This window comes from Lyngbya sp. CCY1209 (genome assembly GCF_055795065.1).
Genome location: NZ_JAYFER010000482.1, coordinates 1 through 14,774, shown reverse-complemented (window position 1 = coordinate 14,774; position 14,774 = coordinate 1). Strand labels below are relative to the sequence as shown.

The window sequence follows — 14,774 nt, the reverse complement described above, 5'->3', positions numbered from 1 at the left end:
AGGAGCCGTGTGAGGTGAAAATCTCATGCACGGTTTTGAATGGGAGGGGGAGAAGGTGACTTCTCTCTCGACCCCTAATAAATTAGGGCGCAAGACGCCGCGCCCCTACAATCTAAAATTCCTTCCCCAACAATTCTTTCCCGGTTGTGGGGTGCGATCGCCCGAATTATCGTTTGAATTGAGTTCAAACCAGATGCCTCGATGAAGCGTTTTGAGTCCCCGAGTTGTTATTACTGCCAGTCGATCGCCTTTTCCACTTCCCCCCACAAATTGCGGCTGTTGGGCATCGCGTTGATGTCGATCGCCGGTTTTGCCGGAATTGAAGCTGCGGTGGGGTGGGCGAGTCACAGTTTGGCGCTGGTAGCCGATTCCGGTCACATGGCCGCGGACGGGTTTGCGATCGCATTGGCAATTTTTGCCGCCTGGACGGCCCGACGATCGCCCCACAACCCCGAGAAAGTCGGGATCGAGGTTTGGGCCGCATTGGTGAACGGGGTGGGACTGGTGGTTATGGCCGGCGCGATCGCATTGGAGGCAGTCCGACACTTGCAACACCCCCCCGAAACCATCCTCAGCGGGCCGATGTTCGTCACCGCCATCGTCGGGTTGGGGGTGAACGGCTTCAACCTCCTGCTGCTGCACCGAGATAGTCAAACGGACATCAACCTGCGGGGAGTCCTCCTCCACGTCGCCGCCGATACCCTGAGTTCCGTGGGGGCCATCGTCGCCGCGATCGCGATTTGGAAGTGGCACTGGAATTGGGCCGACGGGGCCATCGGTTTGGGAGTGGCGACGGCGGTGGGTTTGGGGGCCGTGCCCCTGATCCGCCGCAGTTTGGAGATGCTGCTGACATCCGGTTTCCCCGACGGGGATGAAAAGGCCGTGGCGGCGGCGATCGCGGAATTTGCGGGGGTGGCTGCGGTCGAAGATCTCGCCCTGGAGGCGATCGCACCCGGTCATCGATTCCTGACGGCGACCCTAAAAATAGAAGCGGAAGGGGAAAATCGCGATCGTCTCATAGCCCAAATTCAAACCGCCCTCGGCCAAAACTTCGGCATCGAAGAAGTCCGCCTCCACCTCACCCCCGTCGCTTCCCCCGAAAAACTCGGTTTCCTGGAATTGGGACAAACCGATCTGGCGTCCCTGATCGCCGGAAAGTATAGCAGTGAGCGCTCATGTCGTTACAAAACCCAGAAAAGGGAGTAGGGAGTCGGTCGTAGGGAGGAAACTCAAAGTATCGACTTAGACACCTTGATCGCCCATTTCCCCCGTCAGCGGGAGCCGAACACCCCCTTGGGGTAGGCGATCCGCTTGTGGTTGACCTGTTCCCACACGCGGACGAAGATTTCGGCAATTTTTCCCATGTCCTCGCGGGTGAGTCCGGAATCGGCGAGTTGGTTGTCCTGCCAGCGGGCGCGGAGAATTTTGTTGACCATCTGCAGGGCTTCTTCGTGGGTGGCATCTTTGAGCGATCGCAACGCCGCCTCGCAGGAATCCGCCAGCATGACGATCCCCGTTTCCCGAGACTGAGGCCGGGGTCCATCGTAGCGAAAATCCTCTTCCCTGACGATCAGATCGCCATTTTCCTTAGCCCGCTGCTGGGCCTGGTAGTAGAAGTAGGCGATCAACATCTGGCCCTGATGCTCCGGGATGAAGGCCTGAATCGCTTTGGGGAGGCGACATTTCCGAGCCATCGCCAGCCCTTCGCTGACGTGTTTTTTGATGATGCCCGCGCTCTTCCAGGGGTCGTCAATGGCGTCGTGTTTGTTGGGTCCGCCCATCTGATTTTCGATAAATCCGAGGGGGTCGTGCATCTTGCCGATATCGTGGTAGAGTGTCCCGGTCCGCACCAGTTCCACATTGCAGCCCAGGGCCCCCGCCGCCGCCTCCGCCAGGGTCGCCACGAACATCGTATGCTGAAACGTGCCGGGGGCTTCCGTCGCCAACCGTTTCAGCAGGGGGCGGTTGGGGTTAGCCAGTTCGGCCAGCCGGATCGGCGTGATCAGGTCGAAGACGTGTTCCAAATAGGGACTCAACCCCAAGGCCACGATACTCCAGGCCAACCCTTCCAGGGACTGCAAGGCGACATCGCCCAGCAAGACGTACCAAATGGCGCTGGCCGTCGAGCTGACCATGAGGGTGACGACCAGGTAAATCACCCCCTGAGTCAGGCCGACGCCGCCGCCCAGGAGGGCCAATTCTTCGCGCGATCGCAACTGTCCCGCCAGCAAGCTGCCCAAAATCCCCCCCGCCGCGCTGGCCACCAGGGGGATCATCTCAATTTCCATGCCGACGGGCAAGATTGCCGACAGCAGGCCCACCACCGTCACCCCGACGGCGGACCCGTAAAAACTCCCGGTCAACAGGCCCACGGCTGGCAGGCTGGTGGCCGGCATTTTCAACAGCACCAACAGTGGCGTGCTCACGGTCAACAGCAGCAACAATAAGTAATCCCGGCGGCGCAAGCCGGGGCGAAAGCGCCTTTGCACCAAAAGCACGATGCCGATGGCGCCGCCCACCAGGCACACGAACCCCATCAATCCCTTCCAGTTGACGCCCCGTTCGCTCTTGCCGAAATAGTCGAGCGCCACAAATTGCCGCTGGGTGATGGTTTCCCCGGCGGTGACGATCACATCCCCCTTCTTGACGTTCACGATCACGGGTTCCACCTTTTGGGCGGCAAGTTCGGCGCGGCGGCGGGTCGCCACCGGATCTTTGATCAAATTGGGTTTCAGGAATTCGGTCAAGACGCGGTGGGCAAACCCTTGGGTTTGCAGGGGGACCTCATCGACATCTTGGATGTGCAGGCTGACCGCCTGTCTGAGAATGTCGTCGGGCAGCCCCGGGGCGATGCCTTGGGCCAGCATTTCTCGCGCCACCGACCGCAGGCCCGATTGAGTCCGCAGCCACACGGTATCGGACACATTCAAGATCTCGCGATCGTAGAGTTCCTCCTCCCCCGCCGTCTGTTGTTCCGACAGGAGGTTCAAGGCCTTGGCATAGTCGCGGCGGGCGTCCGAGATTTTCGAGATCACGGCCGTGAAGGCTTCTTCGGATGCCCGCATCCGGTAGCGGTCGAGTTGCAGGTCAGCCTGTTGCCGGAGTCGCTCGAACTCCACGTCGCCGGCAAACTTTTCGGTGGCCGATTTTTTGGCTTCGGGGGCTTCCGGGTTGACGAGATTGTTGGCGATGCTGCTTTGCTCGACGCGATCGAGCAGTTCTCGCCACTGCCATTCGGGCAGGCTGCGAATGTAGATCTGCGTGTCGGTCGATAAAATGCCGGTATTGGCGTAGGGAAAGGGGCCGGCGACTTTTCGCAACCGATCGACCTGTTCGATCACCGCCCGAATTTTTTGCAGGATGTCGCGGTCGATGGTCGGGTCGATGACCAGCACCGAGACTTCCCCGATTTGAGCGGCCCGCCGCTTTTCTTCGGTGGTTTTTTCGTCGGGGATGCTGGCGTCGAGGGGGGCGACGAAGGTTTCCGGGGCTTGGCGCCCCACCGATAGTTTGGGTTGGTTGTAAAAGCGCACCCCCATCACGCCGGTGAGGGAGACGACCGCCACGACCAACAGTAGGGGGGAACCGACCTGGGGCGATCGCTTCGTCTTCAAGTTGGAGCTGCCGCCGGTTGGCCCAGCCTTCGCTTTGGGTTGCTCCTCGGGCGATCGCCGCGATCGATTTCGAGACGGGCTGCTATTTCCGGCCTCAACCGTTCGTTCTCGCGATGACGAGTGGCGAGTCTGACTGCGAAGCCGTTCGATCTGTCGCGTGATTGACTGGAACCTATTCATCTATATCGAATTTTAAGCTGGACGGTATGGGTCGAGCAGCCGTATCATAATTAATTCTAAGGTATCGATTTCAAATTTTGGACTCCCATTTTCCGCCAAGGAGGCACATGAGCGAGGTTGGGGCGATTTTTGTCTCCCTAGAAAGTTTGGGGGACCGCCGTCACCACCGGATTCGGGAAATCGGAGGGGCCGGCTGACGGTTCGATGCCAGCCCAGGTGTCCGCTAATGTCTTGGCGAGCCCGAGGAGCGTCCCTTCGTCGATGTGAGTGTCTCCGTCCCGGGCTAACCGACCGGCGGCTCGAATGCCGGACAGACCGTTGTGGGCGCCCGACAGGACGGCAGCGAGGGTCGCCGTCAGCCCGGGTTGCCACCGCACCCGCGCCGCCCGTCGCAGCGTCAAGTCGGGGTCGAGGGGGGTGCTCGCAAAGCAGTACAATCCCAGGGCCAATGCCGCATCCTCGGGGGCGGGGAGGCGGTTTTCCATCTCCGCGAGGGTGGCGGATTGAGTCAGCCCGAGGTGCACCCGTTCGAGTTGTCGCCGCAGGAGCGTTTGCGGAGATAATGTCTCTAACAGGGACGGCAGCAGGTGCCGGGTATCGGCCGGGGTTCGCAGGATCTCGGCGATCGCAGCCCCCATCGCCAGCATCGCCGCTTCCCGTTCGCCACTCTCGGCATCGGGCCAGAGTTCGGCGAGTCGCCCCAACTGCCGCCGGAGTTCCGCCGCATCTTCGTGAAACAATAGGATGACCGGGAGGGCAATTATCGCGGCTTCCCCCGGTGTCGGGGCGGACGCGGGATTTGACGTTTCAGTTGGCAAAATTTGACGGCGGCGGGCGACGTCGAACCGCCGGTTTTGAATTAAACTTTCGGTCAGGGCGATGACCGACGCCTGCCAATTCCGAGGTTCGGATTGAGGGCGATCGCGGGACTCGACGCCCGAACACTCGGCCCCGGAACTGACGGGGGATGCCGGCCGCAGCCATCGCTCGGCGAGGTCGCCGCCAAGGATGGCTCCCAGCAAGGCCCCCTGAAACCGTTTCGAGAGTGGGTAGTCCATGAAGATTCAGCTTTGAGCGTCCGATCGTGATCGCAGGTGGTTGACCAGCGCCCTCAACCCCAAACCATAGCTGTCGGCCCCGAACCCGCTGATCTGACCGATCGCGATCGGGGCGATCAATGAGTGGTGTCGGAAGGGTTCGCGGGTGTAAATATTGCTGAGGTGAACCTCGACGGTGGGAATTTGAACGGCGGAAATGGCATCCCGCAGGGCGATACTGGTGTGGGTGTAGGCTCCGGCGTTGATCAACAAGCCCTGGTGATGTCCGGCTGCGGCGTGAATGGCATCCACCAAGACTCCTTCGTGATTGGATTGCCGAGTCACAACCTCGACTTTGAGCGACACCGCCTCCTGCTCTAGCAGTCGGTCGATATCGCTCAAGGTCGCTTTTCCGTAGATACCCGGCTCCCGCTTACCCAGCAGGTTCAAGTTCGGGCCGTGCAGCACCAGAATGCTCAACAATTTTCCAAATCCTTAGTGGCTGCTTTGTACTCAATGGCTTACCGCCGCCGGTGGGGATAATCTTTGACGGGAACAGGAATCGGTTCTGCCTCGGGTTGCGCTTCCGGACCGAGTAATGCTTCGATTAGCTCACGCGCCCATTCCCTCAGTTTTTCCAGCACCTTTTCAATGTATTCCATTGCAAAAATGGCTCCTTTTTACAGATCGGCGAGTTGACTTGACTGACGTTTGATGTTCTTCACGATTCAGGCAAGCCCGACTTTTCTTTTTAGGAACGGGCAAATCTTGCGCTTGCGGTGTCTGCCCTCGGCAGAACGGATATGCCCGACGATGGACTAGCAGACTAGCCATAGCTCAATCATAACGAATCTTCATCAAATTATGCAAGGCAAGGGGGAATTGACCCTGATTAATTGTCAATTATCACCGATCAATTGTCAACTGACGCCGCAGCCAGTCGATCGCGTTCCAGATGCTCACCCGTCGCACCCAAGTCCGCTCCCGCCGCACTCCCAGGCGAAATTCCCGGGCTTCCACCGTCCCGTCCGGCTGGGCGAGTCCGATATAAACCAACCCCACGGGTTTGGTTTCCGTCCCCCCGCCGGGGCCGGCGATGCCGGTGACGCTCAATCCCCAGTCGCTGCCGAGGCGCGATCGCACCCCCGCGGCCATCTGTTCGGCGACGCGATCGCTCACCGCCCCCAACCGCTCCAAATCGGCGGGATTCACCCCCAATAACTCTTGTTTGACGCGGTTATCGTAGGCGATGATCCCGCCCCAAAAATAATCCGAACTGCCGGGAATCTCCGTCATCATCGCCCCCAATCCGCCCCCCGTGCAGGACTCGGCGACGGCGAGGGTCTGCCCCCGCTCCCGCAGCAGTCGGCCGGCCGCCGAGGCGGGGGTGTCTTCGTCGATGCCGTAACAGTCCAAACCCGCGATCTGCCGGATCTCCGCCTCCACCGGGACGATCGACTCCCGGGCGATCGCTTCCGATGTCGCCCGGGCCGAAATCCGCAATTTGGCTTCCCCATAATTTGCATAGGGTGCCACCGTCGGATTGCCCAACTCCAGCAGGTGAGACACTTTTTCCGCCAAACTCGACTCCGAAATCCCCCAAAACTTCAGCGTGCGACTGTAAATCGTCTGGCCGCACCACCCCTGTTCTCGCAGGTAGGGGACGGCAATTTCCGCCCACATCCGCTTCATTTCCGCCGGTACCCCGGGGAACGTCAGTAATGTGAGGCGATCGCCGCGAGGTTGCCAGATGATGCCCGGGGCGCTGCCGATGGGATTGTAGAGGATATCGGCCCCTTCGGGAATCAAAGCCTGTTTGCGGTTGCTCGGCGCCATCTCCCGCCCCCGTTGGGCGAACTTGTGGGCGATATCTTCGAGAATTTCCGGTTTTTCAATCAGGGGAGTCTCGAAAAAATCGGCGATGGTTTCCACCGTCAAATCGTCGGGCGTCGGCCCCAAACCGCCGGTAAAAATCAGCAGTTGGGAGCGTTCCGAGGCGATCGCGATCGCCCGTTTCAGCCGTTCCCGGTTGTCCCCCACGACGGTTTGAAAATAGTGGGGGATGCCCAACATCGCCAACTCTCGTCCGATAAATTGGGCGTTCGTATTGAGAATGTCGCCGAGCAATAATTCCGTCCCGACACAAATAATTTCAGCACTCATGGATTCAGCCATTCAACGCAGGACAACACCGAAATTTAACGATTCTATCTCACCCGTTTGAGCGCCTTCCAACTGGTATAGCCCAACAATCCCGTCGCCCCCAGGGCGTAGGTCACGCCGCTGGGAAAACCGGAGAACGCCAACGCCAAACTGCCCACCCACAGCGTCAGGGAATAGATAAACAAAACCGTCAGCCGTTGTGACAAACCCGCCTGCAGCAGTCGGTGGTGGAGATGGCGGTTGTCGGCGGCGAAGGGGGACTTCCCGTGTCGCAGCCGTTCAAAGATGACCGCCGACATATCCAAAATCGGAACCGCCAAAATTAGATAGGGGAGCAGGACCGCAGTGACGGCGGTGGTTTTCACCAAACCGATCACCCCCACCCCCGCCAGGGTGAACCCCATAAAATAGGAGCCGCCGTCCCCCATGAAAATTTGGGCGGGGTTGAAGTTATAGCGCAGGAACCCCAGGGCCCCCCCGGCCAGGGCGGCGGCGATGAGGGCGGCGGCGGGTTGGTTCATGAACAGGGACACGATCAACATGACCACGGCGGCGATGCCGGAAACCCCTGCGGCCAGACCGTCGAGGCCGTCGATCCAGTTGATGGCGTTGGTCATCCCCACCAGCCAGAGGACGGTGACGGGCAAACTCAGGAAGCCGATATGGACGAGTCCGCCGAGGTAGGGGATGCCGAGGAATTCGATGCGGACGCCCGCGCCCCAGGCCAGACTGGCGATCGCGGTTTGCAGCAGCAGGCGGGTCAGGGGGGACAGGCCGAAGAGGTCGTCGGCTAACCCGATCAAAAAGAACGCCATACCGCCGACGGTGACACCCCAAATTTCATATTCTTGCTTCGGGGCGAGGGGTTGGCCGCCGGAGTCGATGAAACCGCCCAACCCCCAGACCAGTAGCAGCGCAACCAGGGTCCCGATGAAGATCGACACTCCCCCCAAACGCACCATCGGACGCTGGTGTACTTTGCGATCGCACGGCAAGTCCACCCGCCCGCTTTTCAGGCCGATTTTTTTGACGATCGGCGTACTCCAGAGAACGATGACGGCAGAGATCACAAAGGCGAACAGATGATAAAAAGGATAGGGCATCTGAAGTTGTGTTTTGGATGGGAGCTAACAGCAGGTTCAGGCAGAGTCTACTATATTTCGCCCTGATTCTGACACCCGATCCTCGCCAATGGGGAAAGGGCGATCGCACCCCTCCCCGGCGGACTCCGCAACCCGTCACGTCAAAGCCGGGACTTTGATAGTGAGATGGGGGTAGAGGGGGAAGCGATCGCACAGTTGGGCGACGCGACCGATGCAATCGGCTTTCACGGCTTCGTCTTCCGGGTTCAGGAGGCGATCGGCGATGATATTGCCGATTTCGGCAAATTCGGCGCTTCCCATGCCCCGGGTCGTCACGGCCGGGGAGCCGAGCCGCAGGCCGCTGGTGACGAAGGGGGATTCGGGGTCGAAGGGGACGGTATTTTTGTTGGCGGTGATGTTGATTTCGCCCACCAGGCGATCGGCCACTTTCCCGGTCATCCCCACGGAGCGCAAATCCACCAGCATCAGGTGGTTGTCCGTCCCGCCGGAGACGATTTTCAAACCCCGTTCCTGCAATTGGGCGGCTAGGGCCTTGGCATTTTCGATCACCCGGCCGGAATAGGTCTTAAATTCGGGCTTCAGGGCCTCTCCGAACGCCACGGCCTTTCCGGCAATTACGTGTTCCAGCGGTCCCCCCTGAGATCCGGGAAACACCGCTTTATCGAATTTTTTGCCCAATTCCGGATCGCGGGTCAGGATCAGACCGCCCCGGGGGCCGCGCAGGGTTTTGTGGGTGGTGGTGGTGACGACATCGCAGTAGGGGACAGGGTTCGGATGGTGGCCGGTGGCGACCAACCCGGCGATGTGGGCGATGTCGGCGAGGAGGTAGGCGCCCACGGCGTCGGCGATTTCCCGGAATTTGTCGAATTGGATGGTGCGGGGATAGGCGGAGTAGCCGCAGACGATCAGTTTGGGTTTGTGTTCTTTGGCCAGTTCCAGGATGCGATCGTAGTCGAGTTGTTCGGTTTCCGCGCTGACGCCGTACTGGCAGACATTAAACCACTTCCCGGAGACGTTGACGGGGGAACCGTGGGTCAGGTGACCGCCGTGGGACAGGTCCATGCCCATGATCGTGTCTCCGGGTTTCAGCAGGGCCAGGAAGACGGCGAAGTTCGCCTGGGCACCGGAGTGGGGCTGGACGTTGGCGTGGGCGGCGTCGAACAGTTCCCGGGCGCGATCGATCGCCAGTTGTTCGATATGGTCGATAAATTCGCATCCCCCGTAATATCGCTTGTTCGGGAGGCCTTCGGCATATTTATTGGTCAGAACCGACCCCTGGGCCGCCAATACCGCCGGGGAGGTAAAATTTTCGCTGGCGATCAGTTCCAAATGCTCCCGCTGACGCCGGAGTTCTTTGCCGATCAATTCGGTCACGGTCGGATCGGTCTGAGCCAGGATGTCCAGGTTGGTATCGCTCACAATCAATTTCCCTTTCTGACAAATCTTAGGATGTTGCAGTGAACGCGGTCGCGAATATCCGCTTTCGTGTCGGCATCGAGATCTTGCCGCCGCTCTCGGCGAGAAGGGTAAAGCGTCCCACGTCCACAAACTAACGATCATAACTCGCTTTCCTTCAGACTTCTAGTTGGAACGGGCGGCTTGACAGGAATGTTAAGTTGTGAGTCACTTTCTCGGGTTTGGCGGGATCGTGAAATAAAATAAAAGGGCAGGTTAAGAAATCGGCCGGAGGGATGATAATGTTAGTGATGATGATGGAAAATCAAATCATTGAGCCTCACCAAGTTTGTCAGGGCTGTTTGCTGGCCGATCGCAGCGGTCAACCCCGGTGGCGCGGCGGACACCTCACTTGCGGACACTTGATCCGCAAGCCCGGGGACAACAAACCCGGCCAGTACGAGTGCGAGATGGGATTCCGCATCGCCAATATCGACTGATTTCCTCACTTCGGAGAATAACTTCCGGGCATCGCTGCGCTATCCTGAGTCTAGAGATTAATTTTCGTTAACTGACGCACTCAGGAGAGGTGACTATGAATTGGCGCGGGACTACCACCGTTCGCGATCGCATTTTTGCTTGTCTGCCCTACTTGCTGCCCCTCGTGTATGGGCTGACATTCGGTCAATTTTTGTTCAGTCAATTTCCCATCCTACAGATCATTCTGATTCCTCTGAGTCCCCTACTGTTCCTCTACCGCATTCCCTTTGCCGGTCTGATCGTTTTCTTTGCACTCTTCATGCTGGTGGTGCGGAATGAAAACATCCCCCATTTCATCCGTTTCAATACGATGCAGGCGATTTTACTCGATATTATCGTGATCGGCTGCAGTTTGATTTTGAGAATTATCCCCTTGCAAGGGTTCATCCAAGAAACGCTCTACAACATGGTCTTTTTGGGGATTTTGGCATCGGTGATTTACGGGATCGTCCAATCCGCGCGGGGACAGTACGCCGAAATTCCGACGATCTCCGATGCGGTGTATATGCAGGTTCGGTAAGGAAGCGGGAAAATAGAGTCCGCGATCGCACCCCGGTCATCTCGGCAAAAATTCTCGGCGCGATCGCACTCCGCCCGCTCCTGAACGGTGGGGACGTGCTATTATAAGAGTTTGTCTTGTTGATTTTGAGTAAAATCCTCTCATGGCTGTCCCAAAGAAACGAACCTCCAAGTCCAAACGGAATATGCGAAAGGCGACTTGGAAGCGCAAAGCGAGATTACAAGCTGAAAAAGCTCTCTCCCTCGGGAAATCCGTCCTCACCGGCCGTTCGGCCAGCTTCGTCTATCCTTCCAATGAAGATGAGGAGGACGACGAAGAGTAGGAAATTGGCGATCGCGCGATCGTTAGCCGGATGTCGGTTCGTGCCGATGTCCGGTTTTTGTTTGGGGAGTCGGGAGTCGGGAGTGGGGAGTCGGGAAACGTTGTTGGGCTTTAGCCCCCCACAGATACCGAGGCGCTAAAGCGCAACAACGAGAAGGGTGTTGATTGCTGTTGTTGGGCTTTAGCCCGATTGCAGAACCGCTTCGGGTAGGATCAGCATGGCGTCGCCGAAGGAGTAAAAGCGATATCGGTTTCCCAAGTCGTTTTCGGGCTGTTCCAGGGCGTCCTGATAGAGCTCTAATAGTCGCCGCCGGCCGATCAGCGCCGACACCAGCATCAGCAAGCTCGATCGCGGCAGGTGAAAATTGGTGATCAGTGCGTCCACCATCCGCCAGCGGTAGCCCGGATAGATAAATAAATTCGTCTGGCCGCAATAGGGTTGAATCCGGCCGTTTTCCGAATTTTGCAGCGTCGCCGTCCCCTCCAGGGTCCGCACCACCGTGGTCCCCACGGCGATCACCCGCCCGCCGCGATCGCGGGTTCGAGCAATTTTCTCCGCCGTCTCCGGGGGAACTTCGGCCCATTCGCCGTGCATCTGGTGGGTGGTGATGTCCTCCACTTCCACGGGGCGGAAGGTCCCCACCCCGACGTGGAGGGTGACGAAGGCGCGATCGATGCCGCGTTGTTCCAATCGTTCAAATAGGGTATCTGTGAAGTGTAACCCCGCCGTCGGTGCGGCCACGGCCCCCGGGCGATCGGCGTAGATGGTCTGGTACTGTTCCGGCAACGCCCCGGAGTCCGTGACGTAGGGCGGAAACGGGATCTGGCCGAATTGGTCGAGGCGGGAGATGAAAGATTGACCTTCGGGAACCTCGAATTTCAGCAGGCGTCCCCCCGTGTCGGGATCGATTTCCAAAACGGTCGCCCGGAGTACCTCATCCCCGGTTCGGGAGTCGAATTCCAATTGAGAACCGAGTTTGAAGCGTTTTCCCGGCTTCACCAACGCCAGCCAACAATCGGGCGATCGCTCCTCCAACAGCAAAATCTCGATTGCGGCCCCGCTACTCTTGCGGCCGTAGAGGCGGGCGGGCAGCACCTTGGTATCGTTGAGGATCAGCAGGTCTCCGGGTTGCAACAGGTCGGGGACATCCCGAAACAGGCGGTGGCGGTGGGAATGGGGCGAATCCACCACCAGCAGGCGGGAAGCGTCCCGGGGCACGACTGGATTTTGGGCGATGCGATCGGGCGGTAATTCGTAGTGATACGCTTGCAAACTTGTGTCCGAGTTGTCCACGACTCCAGTCACTCCTAATCCTGAATTTCTCGCCCCCACGACAAGTTGGGTAGAAACCCCCATGCCAGATCGGGGGCTTTTCCCCTAGTAAAAAGGGCGATATCCCACGAACATATAAGTATAGCCTTGTCACATTGTCCGATCGAGCGACTGCATCCGTATCAATACTCATTGACCCGATGCAGTGACGGTGAGAAGGGAAACGGCGAACTGAAACCCATTCCCGAATCGTTCGAGAACATCGTATCAGTTTGAACCGCCCAGTTTCCTTGACACGCGATCGACACTGACAGCAAGGAGCGATCTCGTCCATCTGTCGCTCGGTTGCAGACTATCGGAACTAGAAGGTTGCAGCCAGATGGCGGGACACACCAAGACGCGGGAGAAGACCTCATGGAATATCTATACTACATTGCCAATACGAGTCTGACACTCAGAGTTGTGGATTTTCTGCAAACTCAAGCTCACCTGCCGGTCAAATTTATGACCGTCATCCATCAGATCGATGGCTGGATTATCAAAGTCAAGATGAGTCAGTATCTGACCCCCCACCAACACGGCAATTTTCGGGCGTTCATGAACGAACTCGGAATTCCCTACGAACCCGACATCCGCATTCAAATGGCCCTGTGGGGACTCGAAACGGGACAATCTCCCCTGAGTGTCATGCGCCGCTATCAGGTGGCGGTGGTGTCCCACGGAATCCCCAACCGGGAGGACATCGAAGCATTTCGCACCCAGTTTGTCCGGGGTCTGGGTTACTGCCCCGAGGCGCTGGCGTAGCGCGTTTTAAATTGACCTTCACCCCGTCTTCTCGCCCTAGCAGAATGCCGATTCGAGATAATTCTGGAGGGTGAGGTGATATCCCTCTATCGGGATGGGTAGGCCGGGTTCGATCGCCGGTGATGGCGTCGATACCCGGTCTTTTTTCGTGGGGCGATCGCACCGAACCAGGGCCACGTCGAACCGGCAGGGCCGGGTACTCAGGTCGGGGCGATCGCTCAAAAAGTGTTCGGCCGTTTGAATCAGTTTCCCCTGTTTGGCGGGGGTGATGGCCAGGGCGCCGTCTTCGTCCCAATTGCCCCGACTCCGGGTTTTGACTTCGACGAAAATGAGGGTGGGGGCGCGATCGGCGATCAGGTCGATTTCTCCCCAGCGGCAGCGATATTGGCGGTGAAGGATTTCCCAACCGGTTTGCCGCAGCCACCGGGCCACCAGTTCTTCCCCCAACTCTCCGATTTGGCGCGACATTTTCTGTCCTCCCGATCGCTTCCCCTGTACACTAAATCCTAAATGATAGATTTTCCATACACTCGATAGCATGGGTTTTTCTTCTCGAACCGCTATGAACCGGAGTATTATTTCGCGCATCGGTGCGATCGCGCTGAGTTTGGCGATCGCGATCGGACTGGTCGCCGCGGCCTTCACCCCCGCCCCCGCCCGGGCGGAAAATTACGAAAAGCAGACGCTGATCGATATGGATTTCTCCAACCAGGATCTCAAGGATTCGGAGTTCGACTTCGCCAACCTCCGCCGCAGCGACTTCAGCCACAGCGACTTGCGGGGTGTCAGCCTGTTCGGCGCCAAGCTGCAAGATGCGAACCTGGAGGGGGCTGACCTGCGGTTTGCGACCCTGGACACGGCCCGATTCATCCGCGCAAACCTCACCGATGCGGTGCTGGAGGGGGCGTTCGCTTATAATACCGATTTTCAGGGTGCGATCGTCACGGGGGCGGATTTCACCGATGTCCTGTTGCGGCGGGACCAGCAGGAAATGCTCTGCGAGGTCGCCGAGGGGACGAATCCAGTGACGGGACGGGAAACCCGCGAAACTCTGTACTGCGATTGATCGGTCAATTGTAGTCCAGTAGTGGACTGATACACCTTAAACGGTGGGTTACGGCGGATTGCTATATTGCCTTCACAGCATCAGTTTCAGCCGCCTAACCCACCCTACACGAAAGCACATTTTTAGCCGTGCCGGTTCAGTCGGGGGGGTTAGGCGCGGCAGTAATTTTTCGGAAAAATCCACAACTTTTCATCCGCGCCGTAACCCACCAATTTCCCATGAGGTTTAACCACCATAACGGTCAATCATGAATCTTCTATCGGGGCAAAAACAAGGGAATGTTGCCCCTTGTTCGCCCCCAGTCGCCATAATTGGATGCAGATGATTGGGGAGTTTGTGGGATGATAAAAAGCGATCGCATATTGAGATTTGGGTTGAATTACCAGGCCCGCTGAGGAATTGATTCCTCAGCTAATAGCGAAAATGGGAAATAAAAAGCGATCGCACACCTATTTAAAATTCCCTTGAACTACCATAATGGTTAATACTGATTAAAACATTGGTGTCTATAGTGGTTTCAATAACTCAAACCAACCCGGCGATCGCTTGAAGGTTTCCTTGTCCAATTTTCTGTAAACTATAAGTTGCCTCTCTGCGAGTTTCTTCATCCTCAGTGGTTTCAACAACTTGAAGCAATCCGGCAATAGCTTGAGGATGTCCGACACCAATTTTCTCTAAACTATTTGACTGACTCATCGCCTCTGCCAGGAGGCATTCCGATTATAACAAAAGTGCGATCGCGCGATCGCTACCACCGT

16 protein-coding genes are annotated in these 14,774 nt (G+C 58.0%); 6 read left to right on the top strand and 10 right to left on the bottom strand.

The genetic code is table 11. The annotated features are described in order from the left end of the window. Positions 1–201: 201 nt before the first annotated feature. Positions 202–1,206: a cation diffusion facilitator family transporter gene (locus AC0QHF_RS15305; protein WP_324705094.1), complete on the top strand. Its 1,005-nt coding sequence runs from the start codon at positions 202–204 to the stop codon at positions 1,204–1,206. Positions 1,207–1,271: 65 nt separating this feature from the next. Here AC0QHF_RS15305 and AC0QHF_RS15300 read toward each other — a convergent pair whose 3' ends face one another. The 7 genes from AC0QHF_RS15300 to glyA all read right to left on the bottom strand — a co-directional run bounded on the left by AC0QHF_RS15300 (position 1,272) and on the right by glyA (position 9,516). Beyond that, positions 1,272–3,794 carry an HD family phosphohydrolase gene (locus AC0QHF_RS15300; RefSeq protein ID WP_324705093.1) on the bottom strand — a complete coding sequence of 841 codons (2,523 nt, stop codon included), beginning with the start codon at positions 3,792–3,794 and terminating at the stop codon, positions 1,272–1,274. Between the two features lie 137 nt (positions 3,795–3,931). Continuing rightward, positions 3,932–4,852, bottom strand: a complete 921-nt coding sequence (locus tag AC0QHF_RS15295) for an ADP-ribosylglycohydrolase family protein (RefSeq protein ID WP_324705092.1) — start codon at positions 4,850–4,852, stop codon at positions 3,932–3,934. 6 nt (positions 4,853–4,858) lie between these two features. After that, a complete protein-coding gene (gene aroQ, locus AC0QHF_RS15290) occupies positions 4,859–5,314 on the bottom strand; it encodes a type II 3-dehydroquinate dehydratase (protein ID WP_324705091.1) in 456 nt (151 codons plus the stop codon). Between the two features lie 38 nt (positions 5,315–5,352). Beyond that, positions 5,353–5,493, bottom strand: coding sequence for a hypothetical protein (locus tag AC0QHF_RS15285; protein WP_324705090.1), 141 nt, complete (start codon positions 5,491–5,493; stop codon positions 5,353–5,355). 244 nt (positions 5,494–5,737) lie between these two features. Beyond that, the gene (locus AC0QHF_RS15280) at positions 5,738–6,994 is read right to left on the bottom strand and encodes a competence/damage-inducible protein A (protein ID WP_324705089.1); all 1,257 of its coding nucleotides are present in this window, start codon (positions 6,992–6,994) and stop codon (positions 5,738–5,740) included. A 44-nt stretch (positions 6,995–7,038) separates the two neighbouring features. Then, positions 7,039–8,097 carry a glycosyltransferase family 4 protein gene (locus AC0QHF_RS15275; RefSeq protein ID WP_324705088.1) on the bottom strand — a complete coding sequence of 353 codons (1,059 nt, stop codon included), beginning with the start codon at positions 8,095–8,097 and terminating at the stop codon, positions 7,039–7,041. A gap of 135 nt (positions 8,098–8,232) precedes the next feature. Beyond that, positions 8,233–9,516 (bottom strand): serine hydroxymethyltransferase, encoded by a 1,284-nt coding sequence (gene glyA / locus AC0QHF_RS15270; RefSeq protein WP_324705087.1) that lies wholly within the window; start codon positions 9,514–9,516, stop codon positions 8,233–8,235. A gap of 278 nt (positions 9,517–9,794) precedes the next feature. On the opposite strand from glyA, the gene AC0QHF_RS15265 reads away from it, so the two are divergent. The 3 genes from AC0QHF_RS15265 (at position 9,795) to rpmF (ending at position 10,874) form a co-directional block, all read left to right on the top strand. Continuing rightward, positions 9,795–9,992 carry a hypothetical protein gene (locus AC0QHF_RS15265; RefSeq protein WP_324705086.1) on the top strand — a complete coding sequence of 66 codons (198 nt, stop codon included), beginning with the start codon at positions 9,795–9,797 and terminating at the stop codon, positions 9,990–9,992. Between the two features lie 95 nt (positions 9,993–10,087). Beyond that, positions 10,088–10,552 carry a Tic20 family protein gene (locus AC0QHF_RS15260; RefSeq protein ID WP_324705085.1) on the top strand — a complete coding sequence of 155 codons (465 nt, stop codon included), beginning with the start codon at positions 10,088–10,090 and terminating at the stop codon, positions 10,550–10,552. Positions 10,553–10,694: 142 nt separating this feature from the next. Further along, positions 10,695–10,874, top strand: coding sequence for a 50S ribosomal protein L32 (gene rpmF / locus AC0QHF_RS15255; RefSeq protein ID WP_324705084.1), 180 nt, complete (start codon positions 10,695–10,697; stop codon positions 10,872–10,874). 180 nt (positions 10,875–11,054) lie between these two features. On the opposite strand, the gene queA is transcribed toward rpmF, so the two are convergent. Next, entirely contained in the window at positions 11,055–12,179 is a 1,125-nt protein-coding gene (queA, locus tag AC0QHF_RS15250) for a tRNA preQ1(34) S-adenosylmethionine ribosyltransferase-isomerase QueA (protein ID WP_375341433.1), read from the bottom strand. Between the two features lie 381 nt (positions 12,180–12,560). Between queA and AC0QHF_RS15245 the strand changes: the two genes are divergently transcribed. Next, positions 12,561–12,950: a hypothetical protein gene (locus AC0QHF_RS15245; RefSeq protein WP_324705082.1), complete on the top strand. Its 390-nt coding sequence runs from the start codon at positions 12,561–12,563 to the stop codon at positions 12,948–12,950. A gap of 36 nt (positions 12,951–12,986) precedes the next feature. On the opposite strand, the gene AC0QHF_RS15240 is transcribed toward AC0QHF_RS15245, so the two are convergent. Continuing rightward, positions 12,987–13,418 (bottom strand): YraN family protein, encoded by a 432-nt coding sequence (locus AC0QHF_RS15240; RefSeq protein ID WP_324705081.1) that lies wholly within the window; start codon positions 13,416–13,418, stop codon positions 12,987–12,989. Positions 13,419–13,512: 94 nt separating this feature from the next. Between AC0QHF_RS15240 and AC0QHF_RS15235 the strand changes: the two genes are divergently transcribed. Further along, positions 13,513–14,016, top strand: coding sequence for a pentapeptide repeat-containing protein (locus AC0QHF_RS15235; protein ID WP_324705080.1), 504 nt, complete (start codon positions 13,513–13,515; stop codon positions 14,014–14,016). 525 nt (positions 14,017–14,541) lie between these two features. Here AC0QHF_RS15235 and AC0QHF_RS15230 read toward each other — a convergent pair. Continuing rightward, positions 14,542–14,712 carry a hypothetical protein gene (locus tag AC0QHF_RS15230; RefSeq protein ID WP_324705079.1) on the bottom strand — a complete coding sequence of 57 codons (171 nt, stop codon included), beginning with the start codon at positions 14,710–14,712 and terminating at the stop codon, positions 14,542–14,544. Between the last annotated feature and the right edge of the window lie 62 nt (positions 14,713–14,774).

Coding starts and splice junctions, on each gene's coding strand:
- AC0QHF_RS15305 (WP_324705094.1), top strand. CDS start 202: ATGAAGCGTTTTGAGTCCCCGAGTTGTTATTACTGCCAGTCGATCGCC.
- AC0QHF_RS15300 (WP_324705093.1), bottom strand. CDS start 3,794: ATGAATAGGTTCCAGTCAATCACGCGACAGATCGAACGGCTTCGCAGT.
- AC0QHF_RS15295 (WP_324705092.1), bottom strand. CDS start 4,852: ATGGACTACCCACTCTCGAAACGGTTTCAGGGGGCCTTGCTGGGAGCC.
- AC0QHF_RS15285 (WP_324705090.1), bottom strand. CDS start 5,493: ATGGAATACATTGAAAAGGTGCTGGAAAAACTGAGGGAATGGGCGCGT.
- AC0QHF_RS15280 (WP_324705089.1), bottom strand. CDS start 6,994: ATGAGTGCTGAAATTATTTGTGTCGGGACGGAATTATTGCTCGGCGAC.
- AC0QHF_RS15275 (WP_324705088.1), bottom strand. CDS start 8,097: ATGCCCTATCCTTTTTATCATCTGTTCGCCTTTGTGATCTCTGCCGTC.
- AC0QHF_RS15265 (WP_324705086.1), top strand. CDS start 9,795: ATGTTAGTGATGATGATGGAAAATCAAATCATTGAGCCTCACCAAGTT.
- AC0QHF_RS15260 (WP_324705085.1), top strand. CDS start 10,088: ATGAATTGGCGCGGGACTACCACCGTTCGCGATCGCATTTTTGCTTGT.
- rpmF (WP_324705084.1), top strand. CDS start 10,695: ATGGCTGTCCCAAAGAAACGAACCTCCAAGTCCAAACGGAATATGCGA.
- AC0QHF_RS15245 (WP_324705082.1), top strand. CDS start 12,561: ATGGAATATCTATACTACATTGCCAATACGAGTCTGACACTCAGAGTT.
- AC0QHF_RS15240 (WP_324705081.1), bottom strand. CDS start 13,418: ATGTCGCGCCAAATCGGAGAGTTGGGGGAAGAACTGGTGGCCCGGTGG.
- AC0QHF_RS15235 (WP_324705080.1), top strand. CDS start 13,513: ATGAACCGGAGTATTATTTCGCGCATCGGTGCGATCGCGCTGAGTTTG.
- AC0QHF_RS15230 (WP_324705079.1), bottom strand. CDS start 14,712: ATGAGTCAGTCAAATAGTTTAGAGAAAATTGGTGTCGGACATCCTCAA.